The following is a 20160-nucleotide window of genomic DNA, read 5'->3' on the forward strand; positions in this document are numbered from 1 at the left end:
TCTGCCAGAAAGGAGGAGCCTGAGATGGAGAAACCTTTACCGAAGCGGAAGGAACTGAGGCTGGAGGACTATGTTCAGGGTGTCAGAGCGAATAACCGGGCGATGCTGGCCCGGGCGATCACCCTCGTTGAAAGCAATGCCGCGAAGCACTTACAGCTGGCACAGGACGTTTTGACAGCAATCATGCCTTATACCGGCCAGTCGATACGAATTGGCGTTTCCGGCGTGCCCGGAGCGGGGAAAAGTACGTTCATTGAAGCGCTCGGCACGATGCTTTGCGAGCGTGGACATCGGGTGGCGGTGCTGGCGATTGATCCGACGAGCTCGCTCTCGCGTGGCAGTATTCTTGGTGATAAGACGAGGATGGAGCGGCTTTCCAAGCATCCAGGGGCGTATATTCGTCCTTCTCCAACGGGAGGAACATTGGGCGGGGTCGCCCGGAAAACGCGGGAATCGCTGATGCTCTGTGAAGCGGCGGGCTATGATGTGATTATTGTCGAGACGGTTGGTGTCGGTCAAAGTGAAATTACCGTCCGCTCAATGGTCGACTGCTTTGTCGTGCTGATGCTGACGGGAGCAGGGGATGAACTGCAAGGGATGAAAAAAGGCATTATGGAAATGGTTGATATTCTGCTCATTAATAAGGCGGACGGCAAAAACAAGCCGCTCGCCGAACAGGCCCGCGTTGAGCTGGAACGGATTCTACACCTGCTTCCCGCTGTAACGGAAGGCTGGGAGCCGAAGGTTAAGACGATTTCGGCGCTTGAAGAAAGCGGGATCACCGAATGCTGGCAGCTGATTCAGCAGTTCCATCAGCATATGAAGACAACGAATCTGCTGGAGCAGCGGCGGCAGGAGCAGGCCGACAGCTGGCTCCGTTCGCTAATCGAGGAGCAGCTGCTTGCCGGTTTTTACGACAATGAGCGGGTTAAAAGCGAGCTTCCAGAGCTGAAGGAAAAAGTGTTGAACGGCAAGCTCAGCCCGACAAAAGCCGCCTTAAGTCTACATGAAATCTATATAAATCAGCCGTAACGAATTGTCTGAAGATGAAACATCCTAACATTGGGCTGGGCATAACTACTGTTTTACCTGACTGTCGAACAAAGCACTAACGTAGCGAAGTCGGTTTCAGGAGCGGGATATCCCTTCATGAGGCAAAATACTTGTTCTCTCCTTCAAAAGAATCGTAAGAAAGAGGCTAGGCATAAGGGGAAATAACCTTTTGCCCAGCCTCTCTTAAATTGTGACTATCCCTCTTTGTATCGACTCTCCATACCCGCTAAAAGAGTTTCAAACGGTACGGTATAGACGTTTGCTTTCATCCCTTTCGGATCAAAGTAGGCGAGAAGCAGGCTTTCCTGCTCACGATATCCGCCATCTTTTTTCGCCGGAAGTGAAAATGGAATCCGTTCGATCATCGTATGCTTGTGCAGCTCCTTTTCGCTCAGCTGCAAAGCGGCGAAGGAATCGGAGACGAGCGTCGGCTCTGTGGCGAGCAGCTTGATATAACGCCCCTGCTCCTCCTTTGAGAGGGAGAACGTCCACCATGTTTTACGCGGCTTATGTTTATGGTTTTCAAAAAAGTCGACCATCATCAGCGCGCGAATGACAGCGGACGGAGTTTTTGTCGTGATCGTTGACAGAAATTGATCAAGCCGGCGAAATAAATCCTCAAGCTGATGACCGATCCGTGACCACCCTTGCTCGTCCCAGTAATCGCCGAATGCCTGGAAAAAATCGAACGGGGAATCGAATTCCTTTTCAACTAAGTATTCGATTGTCCGATCCATCCGATGATCGTTCCAATACTTTTCAAGGACGTCCTCGACCCGCTTAATCCGGACAATTTCGTCAAAGCTCAGCACATTATTGCCGAGAATTTCATAAGGGGCATTGTCCATGTAAAGATAATCATGATCCTTTGCCCTCAGCCTCAAACCTGTCCCGCGCAGCATTTTCAGGAACCCTAATTGCAATTCCTCAGGACGTAAGGCGAAGACATCATTAAACGTCCGTCTAAAGCTGCTATAATCCTCCTCCGGTAAACCGGCGATTAAATCGAGATGCTGGTCAATTTTACCGCCGTTCTTGACCATTTTCACTGTCCGTGTCAGCTTTTCAAAGTTTTGCCGGCGCTGGACGAGCTCGTTCGTCGCGTCATTCGTCGACTGAACTCCGATTTCAAAGCGGAAAATGCCCTTCGGCGCATGCTCATTTAAAAACGCCAATACTTCCGGCCGCATAATGTCAGCGGTAATTTCAAATTGAAAGACGCAGTCCTGATGGTTGTCAATCAGAAAGCGGAATATCTCCAAGGCATAATCGCGTTTAATGTTAAATGTCCGGTCAACGAATTTAATTAATTTCGCTCCGTTTTCAATTAAAAAAAGAAGATCAGCCTTGACCTGTTCGATATCAAAATAACGAACACCGACTTCGATCGAGGATAGACAAAATTGGCAGCTGTACGGACAGCCTCGACTCGTTTCAAAGTAAGTGACACGCTGGCCGAGAGCAGGCAAATCCTCGGTAAAGCGATAAGGAGACGGGAGATCGCCGAGCTTTACCTTAGGACGCGGAGCGGTGATGATCACTTCATCCTGCTTGCGGTAGGCAAGTCCGAAAACGAGGTGATATTTTTCTGTTGTCGACAGCTCCTCTAAAAACTGCTTAAATGTCTCTTCCCCTTCGCCGATGACGATAAAATCGACGGCGGGCAATGTGTCCATCCATTCTCTCGAATCGTAGGAAACCTCGGGACCGCCCAACACGATTTTTGTTTTCGGCAGCACTTTTTTCAGCTGATTAATGACTTTGATCGTTTCTTCGATATTCCAAATATAACAGCTGAACCCAATCACGTCCGGCTTACGCTCATAGAGGTCGGCCACAATCGACAAAGTCGGGTCCTTGATCGTATACTCTACGATTTCGACCGGGAAATCCGGTTCGGCGTATGCCTTTAAACAACGCAGGGCTAAGCATGTATGGATGTATTTCGCATTCAACGTCGTGACGACGGTTTTCATTTTGACAATCCCTCTATTCTCTTAAACGAACTTTACTTCTCACTAGTTTACCAAAAAATGAGGAACAATCCTAATGACGTTCACCTATTTTTTCTTTCTCCTATTGACAGTAAAGGTGTAACTGTTATATGGTTAATTACATAACTAACTAACCATGTAACATAAAGGTGGTGAACCAATGTGCGGTCATCCTTAGATGAGAATCGGCCGATTTTTCAGCAAATCCGGGAAATGATTGAAGAGGAGATAGTAGCTGGTCAGCTTCAGGAAGAAGAAAAAGCGCCATCTACGAATCAGTTAGTCGCTCATTATCAAATCAATCCGGCGACCGTCTTAAAAGGGATTAATCAGCTCGTCGATGAAGGAATTTTATACAAGAAAAGAGGGATTGGGATGTTTGTTGCAAAAGGAGCGCGAAGCAAGCTGCTGGAGGAACGCCGACAAAGATTTAAAGACGAATATGTATGGAGAACGGTTCAGGAAGCAAGAAAGCTTGGCATTTCCATCGCAGAGGTTCAGGCGATGATTCAATCCGTTGAAGAAGGGGATGAATAGTGATGACGAAAAGGATTCAAGCAGAGCATGTGACGCTTCAGTTTGGAAAGAAAACCGTTTTGAACGATATTTCCTTTGAGCTGGAAGGTGGAAAAATATACGGGCTGTTAGGACGTAATGGAGCTGGGAAAACCTCTTTATTGTCGCTGCTCGCCGCCTTTCAAAAGCCGACTTCCGGACGAATGATGGTCGATGGAGTCGACGCGTATGAAAATGCCGGCATTATGGAAAGTGTGGTTTTTGTCCGTGAAGAAAAGCGTGAATATGAAACGGATACGGTCGCCAAATGGCTGAAGGATGTTGCCAAGCTGAGGCCGCTGTTCGATCAGCAGTATGCCGAGCATCTGGCGCAACGGTTTAAACTGCCGCTCACGCAGCGAGTCGACAAACTATCGCGCGGGATGCAGGCGGCGCTCGGCATTACAATTGGTTTGGCAAGCCGTTGCCCGATTACGATTTTTGATGAAGCTTATTTAGGTCTCGATGCCCCTGCTCGTGAGCGCTTTTATGAAGAAGTGCTGCGGGATTATATGGAGCACCCGCGGACGATCATTTTGTCGACGCATTTAATTTCCGAAATGGATTCGCTGTTTGAGGAAGTGCTCGTAATAAAGGACGGCTCGCTGCTGCTTCATGAAAAAACGGATGAATTGCTGGAGCAAGGAGCGACGGTAACAGGGGCGAAAGAGGTTGTGGAAACGTTCATCGCCGGCCGGAACGTGCTGAAGCAGCAAAGCCTTGGCGGGACAAAATCAGCGATGATTTATGAAAAGCTTACAACAGAAGAGCGGAAGCAGGCGATCCAAAATGGCTTGGAAATCGGACCAATTGCTTTACAGGAGCTGTTTATTCACTTGACGGAAGGAGAGGAAGAGGAATGAATCAGAAAGCGAAAAAAGTGATGCGTGGCATTTTTTCCATGTATTTGACGTGGACGGTCTGGTATCTTGCCTTTTGCATCCTTGCGATCATTGGCGTCGCGGTATTCGCGGCGAATCCGACTGGGGAATGGGAGTGGTCGCTTTTACAGGGCGCGATGCAGGCAAATCGGATTTATATGCTCGTGCTCGGAATCTTATCAATGGGTGGATTGCTAACCTATTTTGTCTCAAACGGGGTCACGCGGCGTGATTATTTTAGCGGGGTGGCCGCTGCGGCTGTGCTGTTAAGTGTCTTTCTCGTGATTGTCACCGGCCTTCTTCATGGAGCAGAGCGAATATTCTTCGGCTGGGGACTAAGCGAAGAAAGCCTCGGGATGACGTTTGTGATGGCTTTCTTCCAGCTGATCGTCTTTTATTTCGTCGGCTGGCTGATCAGCGCGGGCTTTTATCTGTTTCATTGGCTCATCGGTCTCGTTTTTATCGCCATCGGGATTGTCATTATTTCGATTTTTGACTTTGTATGGGGCAGGTTCGGACAGCAGCAGTTTGAATTTCTGCCGGTAACTGACATTTCTCCAGCCGTCGGCATGATCATCAGCCTGCTTTTATCATTCGGGCTGATCAGCGTGATGCGAATGCTGACGAAGCGCGCTGTCGTCAAGCCGTAACTAAGAATAAAGAGCCAGGGGGAAAGGTGAAATCAAGCTTTTCCCCTCAAATACGTCCTATAAGGGGCTGTTCCTGTAAAATTACCTCGAGCCTAACCTTTTCCGCCATTAGCTGAAGATAATTCGGATTCTCACTCTATTCTCTTCTTTGCTATTATAATCTTATCCATGAAAGATAAGAGTTATTTGATGTGTCAATGCGAATTTGCTGTCTATGAGCTGCGCTTATTGTAGGGAACTGTGTTGTATAAACATTGTAATATAAGCTACCATAAGCGTAACCGTTTCTTATATAATCTTCATTGTTGTAAAGTTTATATGACGTTGTAATATCATTATTAGTTTGGGAACCTTCGACCCAATTAGTGTGGTTAACCCTCCCGTTGCTGTAATTGTAACTTAAAGTTATTTCTAAATGTGTTACAGGCACCCCAGCCCTTACCATAACGGTGGTTCTAGTTTCTGTCATATCACTAAACGGTAGAATAGTAGATTCATCTAGGTCGAAACTAATTTTTTCCTCAACTTCGATACGATATTTCTTACGTTCTTCCTCATCACCAAATAATAAAGCCTCAGTTGCTTTTGGATCAGCGATTGAATCTAAGAACTCATTTTTTTCTTTCGTACTTAATGATTCGTATGCTTCAAGAGTTTCCAGGCTGAAATCATCTAAAGTATCTTTATTATTTTTTAACACCTCCATATACTCAATCATGTCTTTTCTTAAGTCATTGTTTACTTCCTCTGTTGCTCCCAAAACCTGATAAATGCCAAAGAAACATAAAAAGATGAAAATACACACAAAAAATTTCTTACCCATTACGAGCTCTCACTCCTTTTATAAATGGAGCATAGCATTCCTTAATTGGAAAAACAACCAAATATAGCTTAAAATATGAGTTATATGGAAATTATTAAATAAATTAGATCTGATTTTATTAGGGATATGAAAGGGCTTACCCTCTATAGATGCGGTATTTTCATCTATGTAGGTTTTTCAGATTCATGCAGCAAAAACAAGCATCGCCGTCTGCGGAAAGCGTGCCCTATTTCGGTAGCGAGGTTGCTAAACCAAAAAGAGCTTGAGACAAAACTAGCTTTGGACCTACTGGCAATGGCTTCACACGCCACAAGCCCGTTGTGAGCAACCCACTCACAACGGGCTTTAAAAGATCGTGGCGGTTCCGTTCATTGCTTAAAGGCTGTGACAAAAGGTAATAAGCCTCTGAGTGGCGCTATCCCACTGGAATCGTCAGCGGCAGCTTCCAAATTTGTTCCTCGAGGTGCAAGCGGGTGAGTTTTAAGGTGAATAAGTCCGGCAGTGGGGTGGCGAAGTCATAGCTTGCGATAAGCTGATTGGTATCTTCAAGGTAATTCGTCGTCGAGAAGACCGGATAGATTTCTTCGTTATCCTGAATTAACGACAGGCTCAGTCCGCTGATCGGCTGAACATCGCTAATTTCAATCATGAGACGCCTGCCATCCGTTTCGGCCTTGTTGATGAGAAGATCATTGACAAACCGGTTTGTTGTGCCATCTGTCATCTCGGGAATAACAAGCTCTCTTTTATAGTAAAGAGGCTTGGCAAATACTGTAATATCGAGATGGCTAAGATCATCCGGCAGCTCCGGTGTGTAAAATTGGCGCACCTTGACCTGTTCTGTTTCGTTTTCCAGTGGAAGGGTTTCGCTATGGAGTGCTTCATATGTTGCGCCGTTTTCATCTGTCAACAGCGAATCAAGGGCATAAGAAAATTCATCAGCCTGATACTGTTCCATCACGGAAGTCACACTGATCGTGATAAAGAATCCTTGCTGCCCGTCCCAGTCCCCGGTTTCAATCGTTTCAAATTCGACATCCAAATGGCTATTTTGATTTTCGATCTGTAAATCCACTGCGGATTCCGTAGTTTGACAGGCACAAAGAAAACAGAGCATGCCAAAAAGTGTCATCCATTTCAACCGTTCTTCACTCCACTTCTAAAGAAAAGCCGCTACGCGTTTTTTTTTAGTGTATCATGTCGAACGTTGTCTTCCTAGAGTGAATCATGAAGAAAAAGGTTATTAACATGGCAGCGCAGCTCACGGAATAGTTAAGAAATAGCCGCGGAACTGCGCTTCTTTTTACGCTTTTGCGGCATCTCGGGCAGCTCATTGACAGAGATGACTTGATCTGTTTTTTTCTTTGGTGGACTCCAGTATTGTTCATTGCCTGGCAAATCATCGAACCAGGCTGCCTCATCCGGGCAGTCGAGAACCATAAACTTCCCATAGTTATTGTCACGTGACTGATGATATTTTAAATAAGCCTTGCCATCTTCAATCGCCAAAATCTCAATTTTACCGGAGGTGTGACTCATCGACAGGCGGACGCGTTTGCCTAAACCGGACGTTTTCGCTTTGGCAGCTTCGACAATCTGGTAAGCCTCTTTCAAGGTGAGAACAAAATCGTTATTGCCGGCGACAGGGCGGTTGATAAAGAAGTAATAAGGTGTCACCCCGGCCCATGAAAGCTTGTCCAGCAATTCGGCCAGCACGTCCGGGTCGTCATTGATCCCTTTTAAGATGGGAGTTTGATTGACGACAATCGCGCCAGCGTCGTGCAAGGCATCAAATGCTTGCTTCGCTTCTTTCGTAATTTCAACCGGGTGATTGATGTGGGCCATAATATAAATGCGGTTTTCAGCTGTGGAGTACTGCCGGATGAGGTCAAGCAAGGCCTCGTCCTCGTAGATTCTCATCGGGTTAAAAACCGGCAGCTTTGAGCCGATGCGGATAATCTTTACATGCTCGATCTGACGGAGCTGTTCGATAATCATCCGCAGCTTTTTTGTGGCGAGAATCAATGGGTCGCCCCCTGTCAGGAGCACATTGTTAATCGAAGATGTGTTGGCAATGTAGTCAAGACCGGGCTTGACATCGGACATCGCTTCTTTGACATCATTGCGAAAAAGCCGCTTGCGGAAGCAGTAGCGGCAATAAGCCCCACATACTTCTGAACAAATGAGCAAAGCGGTTGTTTCATATTTGTGCTGACAGCCGGGAACGACGTAGTTCGTATCTTCATCAGAAGCATCCCAACGCCCATATTCCTCTAATTCTCCTTCGTTGGGGATAACCAACTTTCTAATGGGATCGTTCGGATTATTCCAATCAATTAAACCGAGATAATATTCATTGACGCGAAAAACAAATTTTTCTGTGATTTCTTTTAGCTTCGCCCGTTCTGATGCTGGAATTTCCTTGATTTTGTCAATATCCAGAACATATTTAGGTTGTGCCAAACAGATCATCCTCCTTTGTAAATAAACATCACGTCAAGTATAACAATAAAAAAATGGAATAGTCAAAAAAGATAGAAAAACAGAGGGGGGCTTCTATACGGCAGGCGCAGACTTCGCTTACCGTGTAAAGCCCTGGTCAAAAGGTGAGTTCAACCTTTTAACCAGGGCTCTTCTTTCTGAAAAAAGTATTATTCGTACGCCGCTTCTAAGAAAAGCTGCTGCGCGGTTTTCTTATTCGACTTTTTCGTAGTCTTCAAGACTGTCGGCGACGATTGGTACGCTTGTATCAACGTGACCAAACAGTTCCGGATGGCTTTCCCCATCGATTAAAATTTGCGTTTCGTTAAAGCCGAATTGCTTCATAATCATGGCCACTTGCTGAAGAATCATTTCTTCCGTGCCAGATCCGGCCTGCGCGTCCAGCAGTTCAGCGGAGAAAGAAACATGAGCGACACCTTCAACTTCTTCGACGGACTGTACTTCGACATTGTCAGGGATTAAGGATACAAGCCCTTCCTCATCTTCGGTCGGACCAGCAACCCATTCTTGCAGGGTAGCGACAAAAACTTCATCTTCTGCCGCTTCGATTTGCCGTTCTACTCTAAACATATCCATGACCTGATCGTCGGAGAAAACGAGCTCAACAGGGACGCTGTTGTCCTGAGCTTCACCGTCTGGAGTTTCGGATTGATCAGGTGTTTCATCTGTTACTGGTTCTTCTTCATCTGCAGGTGTTTCTTCTCCTGATAGGTCTTCATTTTCTTCTAATTCAATGTTATCAGGAGCCGGCTCGGGCTCTTCTGGTGATGTTGTTCCTTGTCCACACGCAGCGAGCGCGAGGAGTAGGAAACTGGCAAAGAGCACCATCCATTGCTTTTTCATTATTCTTCCCCCTTTACATCGTGTGTGAACGATTTTCCACACAGAGGATAGTGAGCTTTCCTCTTACGGCAGTATGTAGGATAAGTCCTATCAGTTAAATTCTACAACATTCAGGTTGAAATTCAATCCTGAATTTAGACCTAGTCCGCTCCGTTTTGACAAAATAAATGCCGGAAAGTCCGACATGTGGGACCTTCCAGCTAGGGGGGACGGGGCGAAATGGTTAAAACATTGGAAAAACATACTCAATCAAAAACCAGATAATCCCGAAAAAGATAATCAAATAGGCTGCATATTTAATAAAAGTCGCCATGACCATACTATTGTTTTCTTTTTTCTCCACATGACGTTCTTCGACGTCAACGTTTCTTCTATTAGCCATCGTTCTCCCTCCTAAATAAGGATTGTATAAAGTAGATACCCTTCATTTCCCGCTTTAAACGTCGGGCTTGTGACCGAGACGGTTTCTTCTGGACATAAAAGGGGTAGGATGGGGATGAAGATGGTATAATGAAAAAAACTGTCAACAGGAAGGGATTTTGCTTATGCCACAATCGAAAGCATTCCGTATCGGTTATGGAATTGCGCTTATTTTTCTAATCATCTATTTGGGAACATTAGTCGATTGGATTTTTCAACCGATTGTTGTTCTCGTGCAAACATTGTTTGCTCCGATTATTTTGGCGGGGGTGTTGTTTTACCTGCTGCGGCCGTTTGTCAACTTTTTGTCACGATGGATGCCGCGCAGCCTGGCCATTTTGGCGTTGTATTTATGTGCGATCGCGTTGTTGACTGCGTTAATCCTGCTTGTCGGACCGGAATTGCAGAAGCAGTTTAACAGTTTAGTGCGAAACGCGCCAATCTTCATTAATGAGATCCGGGATATGTTCATCAATTTACAGGAAAATGAATACATTGCCCGTTTCCAGCCGGGAGAGACGGTCACATTTGAGGAGATTACGTCCCAGCTTGCCGATTACTTGAATCGGATCGTTTCGACTGTCGGCTCAAATATTGCCAGCTTTATCGGCTTTATCGCCAATGTCGTGATCATTCTCATTATCATTCCGTTTGTCCTGTTTTATATGCTGAAGGAGGGGGATAAAGCGCCGAAGCAGGTGCTCAAATTTTTCCCGACGAAGCAGCAGCAGGAAGGACGCCGTGTGCTGCACGACATGGATGAAGCGCTAAGCTCCTATATCCAGGGACAAATTATAGTCAGCTTCTGTGTCGGTGTGCTCGTCTATATCGGCTACTTGATTATCGGGCTCGACTATCCGCTCGTCCTGGCTCTCGTGGCGATGTTTACGAATGTCATTCCTTTTGTCGGTCCGTGGATCGGCACCTTTCCCGGCGTCGTTGTCGGCTTCATTGATTCGCCGTTTATGGCATTATGGGTCGTGATCGTCGTCGTGATCGTCCAGCAAATTGAGAGCAATTTAATTTCACCGCAAATAATGGGAAGAAAGCTTGATATCCATCCGTTGACGATCATCCTCTTATTGCTTGTGGCGAGCCGTTTTGCCGGCTTGCTCGGTTTATTGCTCGCCGTACCGACCTATGCTGTAGGCAAGGTGATTGTCTCCCATACGTACCGCTTATGGAGACTGCGCAGCAAGCCGACGAATTGACATCGCGGAAGCGGATTTGTATCGTGGAAGAGGAAGAAAAAACAGATCGAGGAGTGGTAATGATGGCATTTGAACAAGATGGAATCATTCAAGTGGAACCGGAAGAATTAAAAGAGCTGTTAAAGCAGGAAGACCGGCCGATTATTATTGATGTGCGCGAACTGGATGAATATGAAGAAGCTCATATTCCAGGACTGCCGTTAATTCCGATGCAGACGATTCCGGCTGTCGCACCTGATCTTGATAAAGATCAAGATTATCTCTTTGTTTGCCGAAGTGGAAACAGAAGTCAGAATGTCGCTCTTTATTTGCAAAATCAAGGCTTTACGAATGTGAAAAATTACGCCGGCGGAATGCTTGCCTGGACAGGCGAAACGGTATCGGGCGCGGAATGGGTTGTCCGTTCACCGGAGGAATTGAAAAAGGAAAAGTAAGGGAAGGCATAAACCCGCCCGAATGTCATGACAAGCAGGAGAACTCGTTTCTTCCCTGCTTGTCTTATACGGCTTTCTCGCTGATAGTCTTCTCTGATCCTTTGTTCATAGGTATTACGTCGCCTGTGGACCCACGAATTTTGTCAAAGTTAGGACGTGTGCTTTTGCTTTATTTCTAGTAAACTAGTAATAGGTTTTCAGAGGTTGTGACGACTGGAGGATGGGCCAATCATGAAGATGAAAGTGACATACGGCATCATAATGCTTTTCTGTTGTCTTGTCTTTGCCGCAAAGGGTGTGGCGGCTGAGAAGATTTATTTTTACATAGATGGACAAGAACAACGCTATCAGGGAGAGGTAGTAGAGGAAGCAGGCAGCTTATTGGTTCCATTGCGTCCGATTTTAATGAATCTGCATTTTATCGACGATGAATGGGCGTTTACTTCGCGGGAAATAAACGAGTTTCTTCGTGAAAAACGGAGCGGGCAGCAGGAAACGCGCAGCGGGCAAGGGGAAGATGAGGAGCAGGAGATGAATCCGCTTGAAGCCGTTCCCCTTTTGCGTGACCTTCCATTCGTTGAGAAAAATAACCGCGAAATGATCAGGCTCGAAGACGTGATTCGGCTTGGGTTTGATGGGTATTACTATCAAAACGATAACATTCTGCAAGTGAATACGCCTGCTTTTATGGAAATTGCCGGGCTGGTCGTCGGTGATTCGCGGCAAAAAGTGTCCGGGCTTTATCCTGATGTGCACTGGAACACAGGATTTGGTCAGGCTGCCGAGCTGAACGGCTTTATCGGTGAGATGGTTCCTTATACGTATAAGGACCGCTACGGATATGAACGGACGGAGGAAGTTCCTGAGCTGCAGGTCGAGATACAGGATGATAGAGTCAGCTATTTATTCGTCTCAACGGACCGGTTTCCGACTTCGAAAGGGGTGCAGGTAGGGGACGAGCTTCGCGATGTGTACCGGCTGTACGGCAATCAGTACGTTCGTGATCGAATGGATGGCAAGCAAATTATCGTGTATGATGTCGAAAATGGCTCAATCTGGTTTATTGCCGATCAGGATCAGGTGATTGAAAGAATCGCCTATTGGGATCATCATCTTCGCGGCTTTGGCGAACAGCAGGCTGAGCTTTTGCCTGAGGATGAAGAAGAGGAAAAAAAGTGATCAGAGATGATCACTTTTTTTCGAATAGCTATGTTTTCCGTGGCGGGCATTTTCCGCTGCCTGTTCATTTTTTTGCTGATTACGGGCATTGGAATCCTGCTTCTTTTTGTTATTGTCTCCCGTTGTGGCCATCGTCATCGTTCACCTTCTTTCTACACGTATAGGATGTGCTACTTTGCTGGAATTATAAGAAAAGGTTTACCATTCCTTGCGGAGGGGAATGTAATAGGTAACCTAACTAAGGAAAGGTGGAGATGGTCATGGCAATGAAAAAAACGTTAATGGCAACGGCGGTAGCGAGTGCGGCAGGCGCGGCGACAGTGCTTTTGCGTAATCCTGACACGAGAGAAAAAGCCAAACGAGCAGCCCTTGAAACCTATTCAAAACTAACCGGTCGAACGGCCGAAAACACAAAACAGGAAAAACAAACAAAGCTTGGGCACTCTCATCCACATGACTATGCCGATAATAAAATGGTCAATGAAGGCGCGATGACAAGTGTCCAGTATTATAATGAAAAGCAGCAGCAACAACAGTCATAGTTGACTAAAACAGCTGTAGGCTGTAAGCGAAAGCCATGTTTTTCGATAAAACACATCGCAGCGATGGAAGGCTTTGTTCCGGATGACGTTTTCCATCGCTGCTTAAGCCCGGGACGAAAGGGGAGAATCAGAACCTTTTGTCTCGGGCTCTTTATGATTTCGGCGAAGTATGTAATCCGATTATGGGAATGCTATAATAAGGAAAAAGACTGGAAGGATGGAGTGGATAGAATGGTTATTATTCGCAATAGAAATATAGCACATATTCCGGTGCTCGACGTCGTGAAAGCTGAATTGGAAGACCAGGGGGCGCCGGCTGTTTTCTTTTTGCACGGCTACACAAGCGCGAAAGAACACAATCTTCATGTCGCCTATCTTCTGGCTGAAAAGGGCTTTCGTGTCTTACTTCCTGACGCGCTCCATCATGGAGAAAGAGAGGGGCGTCTTTTCGGAAGGGAGCGGGATCTCGCCTTTTGGGAGATTGTGCTGACCTCGATTAAGGAGCTTGAGCAGATGAAGGACGCTTTAGTGGCTGAAGGAAGCGTCGATGCAAATCGTCTCGGCGTGATCGGAACATCAATGGGGGCGATTACAATGTATGGCGCGCTCGCCGCCTATCCATGGATTCAGACCGCCGTTTCTTTCATGGGCACCGCTTATTATGAGACATATGCGAAAGCGCAGATCGCGATGCTTGAGCAGGATGGGGAACTGCTTGACACAGAGTTAAAGCAGCGGGTGCTTTCACAAATACGTCCTTTTGATCTGTCGCAGCAGCTTGATAAGCTGGCGGGTCGTCCATTGTTCATCTGGCACGGGACGGAAGACCAGGTTATCCCGTTTCCTTTTTCTGAAAAGCTGCACGAGACCATCGCAGCGAGCTATCAGGACAAGCCCGATCATCTTCATTTTTCCGCCGAGGCGAATACGCCTCATAAGGTTACGAGAACAGCCGTACTTAAATCGGTCAGCTGGTGCGAAGAGCATCTTCTCGGCAGAAAGGTATCGTCATAAATGAAGTCAATTCAATGGATGCAAGAAATTCAGAAGCTGATTATTGTGACGATCGGTGCGCTCTTTTTAGCAGCGTCCCTTAACTTTTTTCTCATTCCGGCAAACGTATTTGCCAGCGGCTTTACAGGGATTGCTCAGCTGTTGGCTTCGGTGCTGCCTGTTTCGACGGGGATCTTGTTATTTGTCCTGAATATTCCTGTCGCGATTGTCGGCTGGCTGAAGATCGGGAAAAGCTTTACGCTCTACAGCTTTATTAATGTCGCACTGACGACATTGTTTCTCGAGCTCTTACCGGTTTATGAATTTTCGCCGGATATTCTGTTAAATGCTGTCTTTGGCGGGGTGATCGCGGCAATCGGAGCCGGGATCACGCTGAAATGGGGGGCTTCATCAGGCGGGGTCGATATTATCGCCTTGATTTTATCAAGGGTGAGCGACCGGCCGGTAGGGATTTATTTCTTTGTGATCAACGGGTTCATCGTCATCACTTCGGGGTTTTTATTTAATCCGGAGAAAGCCCTTTACACGCTTGTCACCTTATATGTAACATCAAGGGTCATTGATGCGATTCATACGCGTCATGTGAAGCTGACGGCCATGATCGTCACGACGAAAGCGGAGGAGCTTAAAAAAGCGATCCACGACCGGCTGACGCGGGGCCTGACAAGACTTCCGGCGAAGGGTGGCTTTATGGCTGATGATAAAGAAATGTTGATGATTGTCATTACCCGTTATGAATTATACGAGCTGAAACATGTCCTTCAGGAAGTCGATCCGCAAGCCTTTACGAATATTGTCGAAACAGCCGGGATTTTCGGTTTGTTCCGCAAGGAGTAAAGGAGGCGGGGAGCAGGTGAAAACATGGCTGATTATGCTGCTGCTCGTGCTGACAGCTTGCGGACTCGGGGAACATAGGGCCATTGAGGAAAGCGAAACAGCAGACGAAAAGCGAGGTGAAGAGGCAATGCCTGCCAACTGGCTTATGGAGCTTCAGACGAATCAGGCAGGGGAGACTATTCAAGTCGAACTGCAGGTCGTAAACGAGGATGAAAGCGATCATACTCTCGCCTTCTCCTCCGGCCAGCGCTATGAATTGATTTTGCGTGACGCGCACGGAAACGAGGTCTACCGCTTTTCTGATGATCGCGTCTTCATGATGGCGATCACGTATGAGGAATTTTCCCCGAATGAAAAAAAGACCTTCCGCGAGCAAATTAACACAGCAGAGCTTCCCACCGGAACCTATACGCTGGAAGCAGAACTGCTGGTCGCAGCGGTTGACAATGAGCCGCTGCCAGAAGGCGAAGTTTTTCGACAGGAAGTGAAGGTTGAGGTGGAGTAATACACCGTTTCATTTGAGTAAATTTGTTATCGGGAGAAAAATAAAAAAAACCGTCTCAAAAGGACGGGCTTTCCTTTTGAGACGGCTTCAGCAACGGCAAAGGAGTACGTGTAGCCGCTCCTATCACGAATCAGCTTTGTCCTGCTTCTTCCATCTTTTGATTGCTTCCTGCTGGATTTTCTTCTTCAGCCGGGTGTACTCATTGTCTTCCTGCTTCGTTTCCTCTGAGGATCGGTCTGCTTTCCCACGTTCCGGGGCGGAAGATTCCCCGTACCAGTAGGTGAAGAAAGGTTCTTCAAGCTTTTTCATAGTAACCTCCTTTCTGTTAGCGAGTCAATTGGATCAGATCGATGATTTCTTCGTTCGTCAATTCGGTAATCGGCTGTTCACCTGCGGCGAGAATATGATCGGCCAAGGCCTGCTTTTGTGTCAGCATCCGGTCAATCCGTTCCTCAAGCGTGCCGACTGTCATCAGCTTATGAACGGTGACATCCTTCGTTTGCCCGATCCGGTAAGCTCTGTCTGTCGCCTGATTCTCGACAGCCGGATTCCACCAGCGGTCATAGTGAATGACATGGGTAGCGGCTGTTAAGTTCAACCCGACTCCTCCGGCCTTGAGCGAGAGAACGAAGAAATGACAGTCATTGTCTGATTGGAAACGTTCGATCGCCTGCTGACGCTTTGCCCGCGTCAAGCTGCCGTGCAAAAAAGGAACCGTTTCCTTGTAGCGCTCCTCAAGAGCTTCCGTCATTAGCATACCCATTTCTTTGTATTGCGAAAACAGCAGCACCTTTTGCCGGCGTTCGACCATCTGATCGGTCAGCTCGAGCAATGTTTGCCACTTTCCTGACTGATGATCCCGGAGCGTCGTCTCCTTTAAAAAGTGAGCCGGGTGGTTGCAAATTTGCTTGAGCTTCGTTAAGCTGCGCAAAATTAAGGCCCGCCGCTCGAGAGCGCTGACTTCATCCAGCTTCCCGACGATATCGTCGACGACTGCCTGGTAAAGCGCCGCTTGCTCAACCGAAAGATGGACGCGGTGAATATGCTCTTTTTTCTCAGGCAGTCCAAGCTGCAAGGCTTCGTCCGATTTCTTTCGTCTGAGGATAAGCGGATGGATCAGCTTTTGCAGCTTGGCGAGCTGTGCCTCGTCCTGCTCTTTTTCAATCGGCCGCATAAAGGAAGCCTGGAAATCCTGATACGTGCCGAGGTAGCCTGGATTTAACACATCAAGCAGTGACCACAGTTCGCGCAGCCGGTTTTCAATCGGGGTGCCGGTCAGCGCAATGCGATGGGTCGCTTTAATCTCCTTGATGACGCGCCGCTGTTTCGTATCGACATTTTTAATGTGCTGAGCTTCATCTAAAATCAGCCCATTCCAGGAAATGCCGTGCAGTAGCTCATGATCGCGTACGGCCAGCTGATAGGAAGTCAGCACGAGATCCCAGCTGCCGGCCTGCCGGCATTGTTCCTCTGTGAGCCTCGTTTTGCCGTGATGGACGAACAGCCGGAGAGTAGGAGCAAACTGCTTACATTCCTGAACCCAGTTATAGAGAAGAGAAGTAGGGCAAATGAGTAAAAAAGGTTTTTCTTCCTGCTGCGCTTTGCGCTGCTCCTCAAGAACATAAAGAATGTAGACAATCGTTTGAATCGACTTTCCAAGTCCCATATCATCGGCAAGGCAGCCGCCAAAGCCGGTGCGTCGCAAATGAGCGAGCCATGAAACGCCTTCGTGCTGATAAGGACGGAGTTCCCCGGTAAACTGCTCCGGTAGATCAATTAAAGAAGGTGTAGCCGAATACAGCTCCTTCAGCGCCGATGTCAGCTGATTCCCCCAAGAAATATCAAGCTCAAACGATTCGCTTTCTTCTTCGGCCAGCTGGTCATCCCGCCATGCTTCCAAAAAGGACGCTTCCTCTTCAATCCGCTGCAAATAAGTGCGCAGCTGCTCAGCTAAGGAGCGGTCCCAGGCGATCCATTCTCCATTGGCGTAAAGAAAGGGCCGCTGACCATCAACGAATTCATGGAATTCCTGCGGACTAATTGCCTGATCGCCAATCGCCAGCTCATAAGTGAACGAAGCAACACTTTGCCAATCGAGCAGCGGCTCGCTTTTCGCCTCGCGGTTAAGTGGATGAGTCACCGCCAGCTTGACTTTCGGTTTTTTCTTCGTGGTCATCCATTTCGGCACAATGAGATGAAAGCCGCTGGCGCTAAGCTGTTCATCCTGCTCGGTAAACAGCTCATATGCCTGCTCGGCCGTTAACGAAAGAACCGGGGACGACAATCGAAGCTCCTTGAGTAGCGGCAATTGGGTTTGGGCTTTTTTTAAGTCCTGTTTTAATTGAGCGATCGGATTTTCTCTCCACGGATGTTCCCCGAGCTGGAGCTGCTCCATGTCGACCAAAAGCGATGGATGCTTTCTGTCAACCATGCACAGGGAGAGCTGCCACATTCCAGTAGAGGTAGCGGGCTCTTTCAGAACAAGACCGGAACGAAATGGCCTGGCCTGCAAAGCGCCGATTTCCTGTTGAAAGACTTCACTGGAAAGTGGACTGTCGATTTTTCCTCTTTGCGTAAGGTGAGCCACCGCTGTCCGCCATTTCGGCTCAACCGTTTGCACCCAAGACTGATAGGCGTGACGAACTTCCTCTTCATGAAAGAAGGAGCGGATCATCTCATCAGCGACCGCTGTGACAAGCTGCCGGAAGGAATCGACTGATAGTGGCGCATGCCCTCCTTTTTGAATAAATGACGTGTTCGGTCGAATCGAGCGTGCTGACAAGGGCAGGCTCTCAAACCATTCATCAAAAGGAAAGGAGGATAGCGTCCATTGTCCGGATGCTGCCGGTGTAAATGCGCCATTGATAATTTCTGTCTGAATCGCCGCAAAAATGGCGAGCCAGCTTTTTAAGTCAGGCGCCAGCTCAATGTCCTCGTCGTCATACCAGCTTGAAAATGTCGCCAAATGCGCAACGAGGCCTTCAACCGGAAAGATAAGCCCTTCGATCGGGAAGGAATAGTGGGTCATCTGTTCCTGCGCCTGATAGACAGTGATCGTTCCGGCTAACGAGCTGTAGCTGCGCGAATCGAGCGGAACATCAATCACCGCTTTTTCATTCTCGATAAACGTCCCGAAAAAAGAAGCCTGGTCATAGCGAAAAAGGGTAAGCTTCAATTCAAAGGGTGGATACATAAAAGGATATTGAAAATTAACGACTTGATCAAAGCGGGAACGTGGTGGTTCCTCACCCCAGATGAAAAAGGATTGATCAAGCCAGCCGCCATGGACGATAAGATTAGAGGCCAATGCGTTTCAACTCCTCGATAAACGCACGATACGTGCGATACATTTTCTTTAATTTCGTCAAGTAATCAGCAAATCGAAAAAGGGTTTCGTCCTGCTCGTAAATGCCCTTCAACTCTTTAAGCAGGACGGCCGCCTGTTCATAATGAAGGCGTGATTTCTTTTCGATCAGACGGATGACGAGCTGATGATAAACCGGCTTTGCATAGGCCGGAGCATCACGGCGCAGCGCTTCAAGCAGCTCAACCTTTTCCGGCCGCATCCGCAACGGATCGCGTTCATGCTTTAAAAAATAATCAGCAGCGAGTGCATATCTCTTCGTTGTCAGAAGGAGCTTTTCGAATGTTTTCGCCGCTTCGACCTGATGCAGTCTCCGTTTCAGCTCGGGCAACAAACGGTTAAGCAGTTCTTCCAGCTCATCATCCCGATAATGCTTGCTGAATGTCAGAAAGCGCTGGTAGCTTGGCGACAGGAGCCAACGGTTCCAGACGGCATCAAACTCTTTCTTATTAGCAGGAAGAGTCGTTTTCATTTCATCGATAAAAGGCTGGAGTGAGCCGAATGTCCCCTGATGTTTATGAGGAAATAAAGCATCGACCCATTCTTTCATCGTCTGCCATTTTGAACGCTGCTTCAACAGCTTGAAATGGCTTCTTAATTCCTGATCTAAATAAGGATGACGCTGCGCGCGCAAAATCGACAGCGCCGCTTTTTCATCTCCGGCAAGGAGTGCGGCATAGCTGTATGCCAAGCTGAGCGGACGCGAACAGCGCGAGCGGTCAACGGATTCGGATAAAAACGTAAAGATCGGCTCGATATAGGATGCTTCCATGTTTTTTAGCAGCTGAAACAGCAGCGGAGGCCATGGTGCTTCCGCTTCTTCAGCGTGATAGACGACGAGAAAGAGCAGCTGTTCAAGGAAAGGACGAAAGGCCCCTGTAAGCTGCATTTTCTCCCGGCCGGCGAGAAGCTCATCGGACATCGCCTGAAAGAAATAGTGAAAACGCCGTTCGTATTCCTCGTATGTTGCGGCGCGCTCAGCTAATGTATAAATGCCACGCATATAAGTTAACAGATAGAGCCAGTCATCCTCGCTCTCAACGTGGGAGAGCCGTTTTTTAGCGTCAGCTGAAATTTGTTCCAGGTGCCGATTCGTTATATAGCGCGAGGACGTGATCAGTTTATATGTATGAATAATATCCTGCTCAATCGCCGCGAAGGCACCTGCTTCGCCTTTAAACAATGATTGCTCCATATCCCGCTCACCTACTTAAGAAAAATTTCCATTCTTTCATTGTATCTTTTTCAACGCCAGAAAGAAAGGGATGGTGACCCTGGGAAAAGAAATTAACAAGGATGCAAAGAAATAGGGGTGAAAAGAAATCATAAGGGGGGCGGAATTTCGCCGAAAGT

21 protein-coding genes are annotated in these 20160 nt (G+C 47.4%); 11 read left to right on the top strand and 10 right to left on the bottom strand.

Features of this window, described 5'->3' with window-relative positions:
• Positions 1 to 24 precede the first annotated feature (24 nt).
• Positions 25 to 1032 (top strand): methylmalonyl Co-A mutase-associated GTPase MeaB, encoded by a 1008-nt coding sequence (gene meaB / locus ABMB67_RS18925; protein WP_354573021.1) that lies wholly within the window; start codon positions 25 to 27, stop codon positions 1030 to 1032.
• Between the two features lie 215 nt (positions 1033 to 1247).
• Here the strand turns inward: meaB and ABMB67_RS18930 are convergent, their stop codons facing one another.
• The gene (locus ABMB67_RS18930; RefSeq protein WP_354573022.1) at positions 1248 to 3029 is read right to left on the bottom strand and encodes a B12-binding domain-containing radical SAM protein; all 1782 of its coding nucleotides are present in this window, start codon (positions 3027 to 3029) and stop codon (positions 1248 to 1250) included.
• Positions 3030 to 3209: 180 nt separating this feature from the next.
• On the opposite strand from ABMB67_RS18930, the gene ABMB67_RS18935 reads away from it, so the two are divergent.
• Genes ABMB67_RS18935 through ABMB67_RS18945 form a run of 3 tightly spaced genes read left to right on the top strand, consistent with a single transcriptional unit; the run spans position 3210 to position 5133 of the window.
• Positions 3210 to 3584, top strand: coding sequence for a GntR family transcriptional regulator (locus tag ABMB67_RS18935; RefSeq protein WP_251223913.1), 375 nt, complete (start codon positions 3210 to 3212; stop codon positions 3582 to 3584).
• A 2-nt stretch (positions 3585 to 3586) separates the two neighbouring features.
• Positions 3587 to 4465, top strand: coding sequence for an ATP-binding cassette domain-containing protein (locus tag ABMB67_RS18940; RefSeq protein ID WP_251223914.1), 879 nt, complete (start codon positions 3587 to 3589; stop codon positions 4463 to 4465).
• The gene (locus tag ABMB67_RS18945; protein ID WP_354573023.1) at positions 4462 to 5133 is read left to right on the top strand and encodes a hypothetical protein; all 672 of its coding nucleotides are present in this window, start codon (positions 4462 to 4464) and stop codon (positions 5131 to 5133) included. The genes ABMB67_RS18940 and ABMB67_RS18945 overlap by 4 nt, the downstream gene beginning before the upstream one ends.
• Positions 5134 to 5287: 154 nt before the next feature.
• Here the strand turns inward: ABMB67_RS18945 and ABMB67_RS18950 are convergent, their stop codons facing one another.
• The 5 genes from ABMB67_RS18950 to ABMB67_RS18970 all read right to left on the bottom strand — a co-directional run bounded on the left by ABMB67_RS18950 (position 5288) and on the right by ABMB67_RS18970 (position 9683).
• Positions 5288 to 5956, bottom strand: coding sequence for a hypothetical protein (locus ABMB67_RS18950; RefSeq protein ID WP_354573024.1), 669 nt, complete (start codon positions 5954 to 5956; stop codon positions 5288 to 5290).
• A gap of 415 nt (positions 5957 to 6371) precedes the next feature.
• A complete protein-coding gene (locus tag ABMB67_RS18955) occupies positions 6372 to 7097 on the bottom strand; it encodes a hypothetical protein (protein ID WP_354573025.1) in 726 nt (241 codons plus the stop codon).
• Positions 7098 to 7228: 131 nt separating this feature from the next.
• The gene (locus ABMB67_RS18960) at positions 7229 to 8419 is read right to left on the bottom strand and encodes a KamA family radical SAM protein (protein WP_354573026.1); all 1191 of its coding nucleotides are present in this window, start codon (positions 8417 to 8419) and stop codon (positions 7229 to 7231) included.
• A 231-nt stretch (positions 8420 to 8650) separates the two neighbouring features.
• The gene (locus ABMB67_RS18965) at positions 8651 to 9301 is read right to left on the bottom strand and encodes a GerMN domain-containing protein (RefSeq protein ID WP_251223920.1); all 651 of its coding nucleotides are present in this window, start codon (positions 9299 to 9301) and stop codon (positions 8651 to 8653) included.
• A 223-nt stretch (positions 9302 to 9524) separates the two neighbouring features.
• Positions 9525 to 9683 (bottom strand): hypothetical protein, encoded by a 159-nt coding sequence (locus ABMB67_RS18970; protein ID WP_251223921.1) that lies wholly within the window; start codon positions 9681 to 9683, stop codon positions 9525 to 9527.
• Between the two features lie 163 nt (positions 9684 to 9846).
• On the opposite strand from ABMB67_RS18970, the gene ABMB67_RS18975 reads away from it, so the two are divergent.
• From ABMB67_RS18975 to ABMB67_RS18985, 3 genes are all read left to right on the top strand, one after another.
• Positions 9847 to 10932: an AI-2E family transporter gene (locus tag ABMB67_RS18975; RefSeq protein ID WP_251223922.1), complete on the top strand. Its 1086-nt coding sequence runs from the start codon at positions 9847 to 9849 to the stop codon at positions 10930 to 10932.
• 62 nt (positions 10933 to 10994) lie between these two features.
• Positions 10995 to 11366, top strand: a complete 372-nt coding sequence (locus ABMB67_RS18980; RefSeq protein ID WP_251223923.1) for a rhodanese-like domain-containing protein — start codon at positions 10995 to 10997, stop codon at positions 11364 to 11366.
• Between the two features lie 231 nt (positions 11367 to 11597).
• Complete coding sequence (locus tag ABMB67_RS18985) at positions 11598 to 12545, top strand: hypothetical protein (RefSeq protein ID WP_354573027.1); 948 nt, start codon at positions 11598 to 11600, stop codon at positions 12543 to 12545.
• Here the strand turns inward: ABMB67_RS18985 and ABMB67_RS18990 are convergent, their stop codons facing one another.
• Positions 12546 to 12683, bottom strand: coding sequence for a DUF3941 domain-containing protein (locus tag ABMB67_RS18990; protein WP_390188855.1), 138 nt, complete (start codon positions 12681 to 12683; stop codon positions 12546 to 12548).
• A gap of 122 nt (positions 12684 to 12805) precedes the next feature.
• Here ABMB67_RS18990 and ABMB67_RS18995 point away from each other — a divergent pair, with 122 nt between their 5' ends.
• The 4 genes from ABMB67_RS18995 (at position 12806) to ABMB67_RS19010 (ending at position 15443) form a co-directional block, all read left to right on the top strand.
• On the top strand, positions 12806 to 13087 hold the full coding sequence (locus tag ABMB67_RS18995; protein WP_251223925.1) for a YbyB family protein: 282 nt from the start codon (positions 12806 to 12808) through the stop codon (positions 13085 to 13087).
• 231 nt (positions 13088 to 13318) lie between these two features.
• Entirely contained in the window at positions 13319 to 14101 is a 783-nt protein-coding gene (locus tag ABMB67_RS19000; RefSeq protein ID WP_354573028.1) for an alpha/beta fold hydrolase, read from the top strand.
• A complete protein-coding gene (locus ABMB67_RS19005; RefSeq protein ID WP_251223927.1) occupies positions 14102 to 14938 on the top strand; it encodes a YitT family protein in 837 nt (278 codons plus the stop codon).
• A gap of 16 nt (positions 14939 to 14954) precedes the next feature.
• Complete coding sequence (locus ABMB67_RS19010) at positions 14955 to 15443, top strand: BsuPI-related putative proteinase inhibitor (RefSeq protein WP_354573029.1); 489 nt, start codon at positions 14955 to 14957, stop codon at positions 15441 to 15443.
• Between the two features lie 123 nt (positions 15444 to 15566).
• Here ABMB67_RS19010 and ABMB67_RS19015 read toward each other — a convergent pair whose 3' ends face one another.
• The 3 genes from ABMB67_RS19015 to ABMB67_RS23475 are packed head-to-tail and all read right to left on the bottom strand — an operon-like array spanning position 15567 to position 20002.
• Positions 15567 to 15752 (bottom strand): hypothetical protein, encoded by a 186-nt coding sequence (locus ABMB67_RS19015; RefSeq protein ID WP_354573030.1) that lies wholly within the window; start codon positions 15750 to 15752, stop codon positions 15567 to 15569.
• A 16-nt stretch (positions 15753 to 15768) separates the two neighbouring features.
• The gene (locus ABMB67_RS19020; RefSeq protein ID WP_354573031.1) at positions 15769 to 18750 is read right to left on the bottom strand and encodes a DEAD/DEAH box helicase; all 2982 of its coding nucleotides are present in this window, start codon (positions 18748 to 18750) and stop codon (positions 15769 to 15771) included.
• The gene (locus ABMB67_RS23475; protein WP_435528586.1) at positions 18740 to 20002 is read right to left on the bottom strand and encodes a hypothetical protein; all 1263 of its coding nucleotides are present in this window, start codon (positions 20000 to 20002) and stop codon (positions 18740 to 18742) included. The genes ABMB67_RS19020 and ABMB67_RS23475 overlap by 11 nt, the downstream gene beginning before the upstream one ends.
• Between the last annotated feature and the right edge of the window lie 158 nt (positions 20003 to 20160).

This window comes from Halalkalibacter oceani (assembly GCF_040544555.1).
Lineage (GTDB): Bacteria > Bacillota > Bacilli > Bacillales > Bacillaceae_D > Halalkalibacter > Halalkalibacter oceani.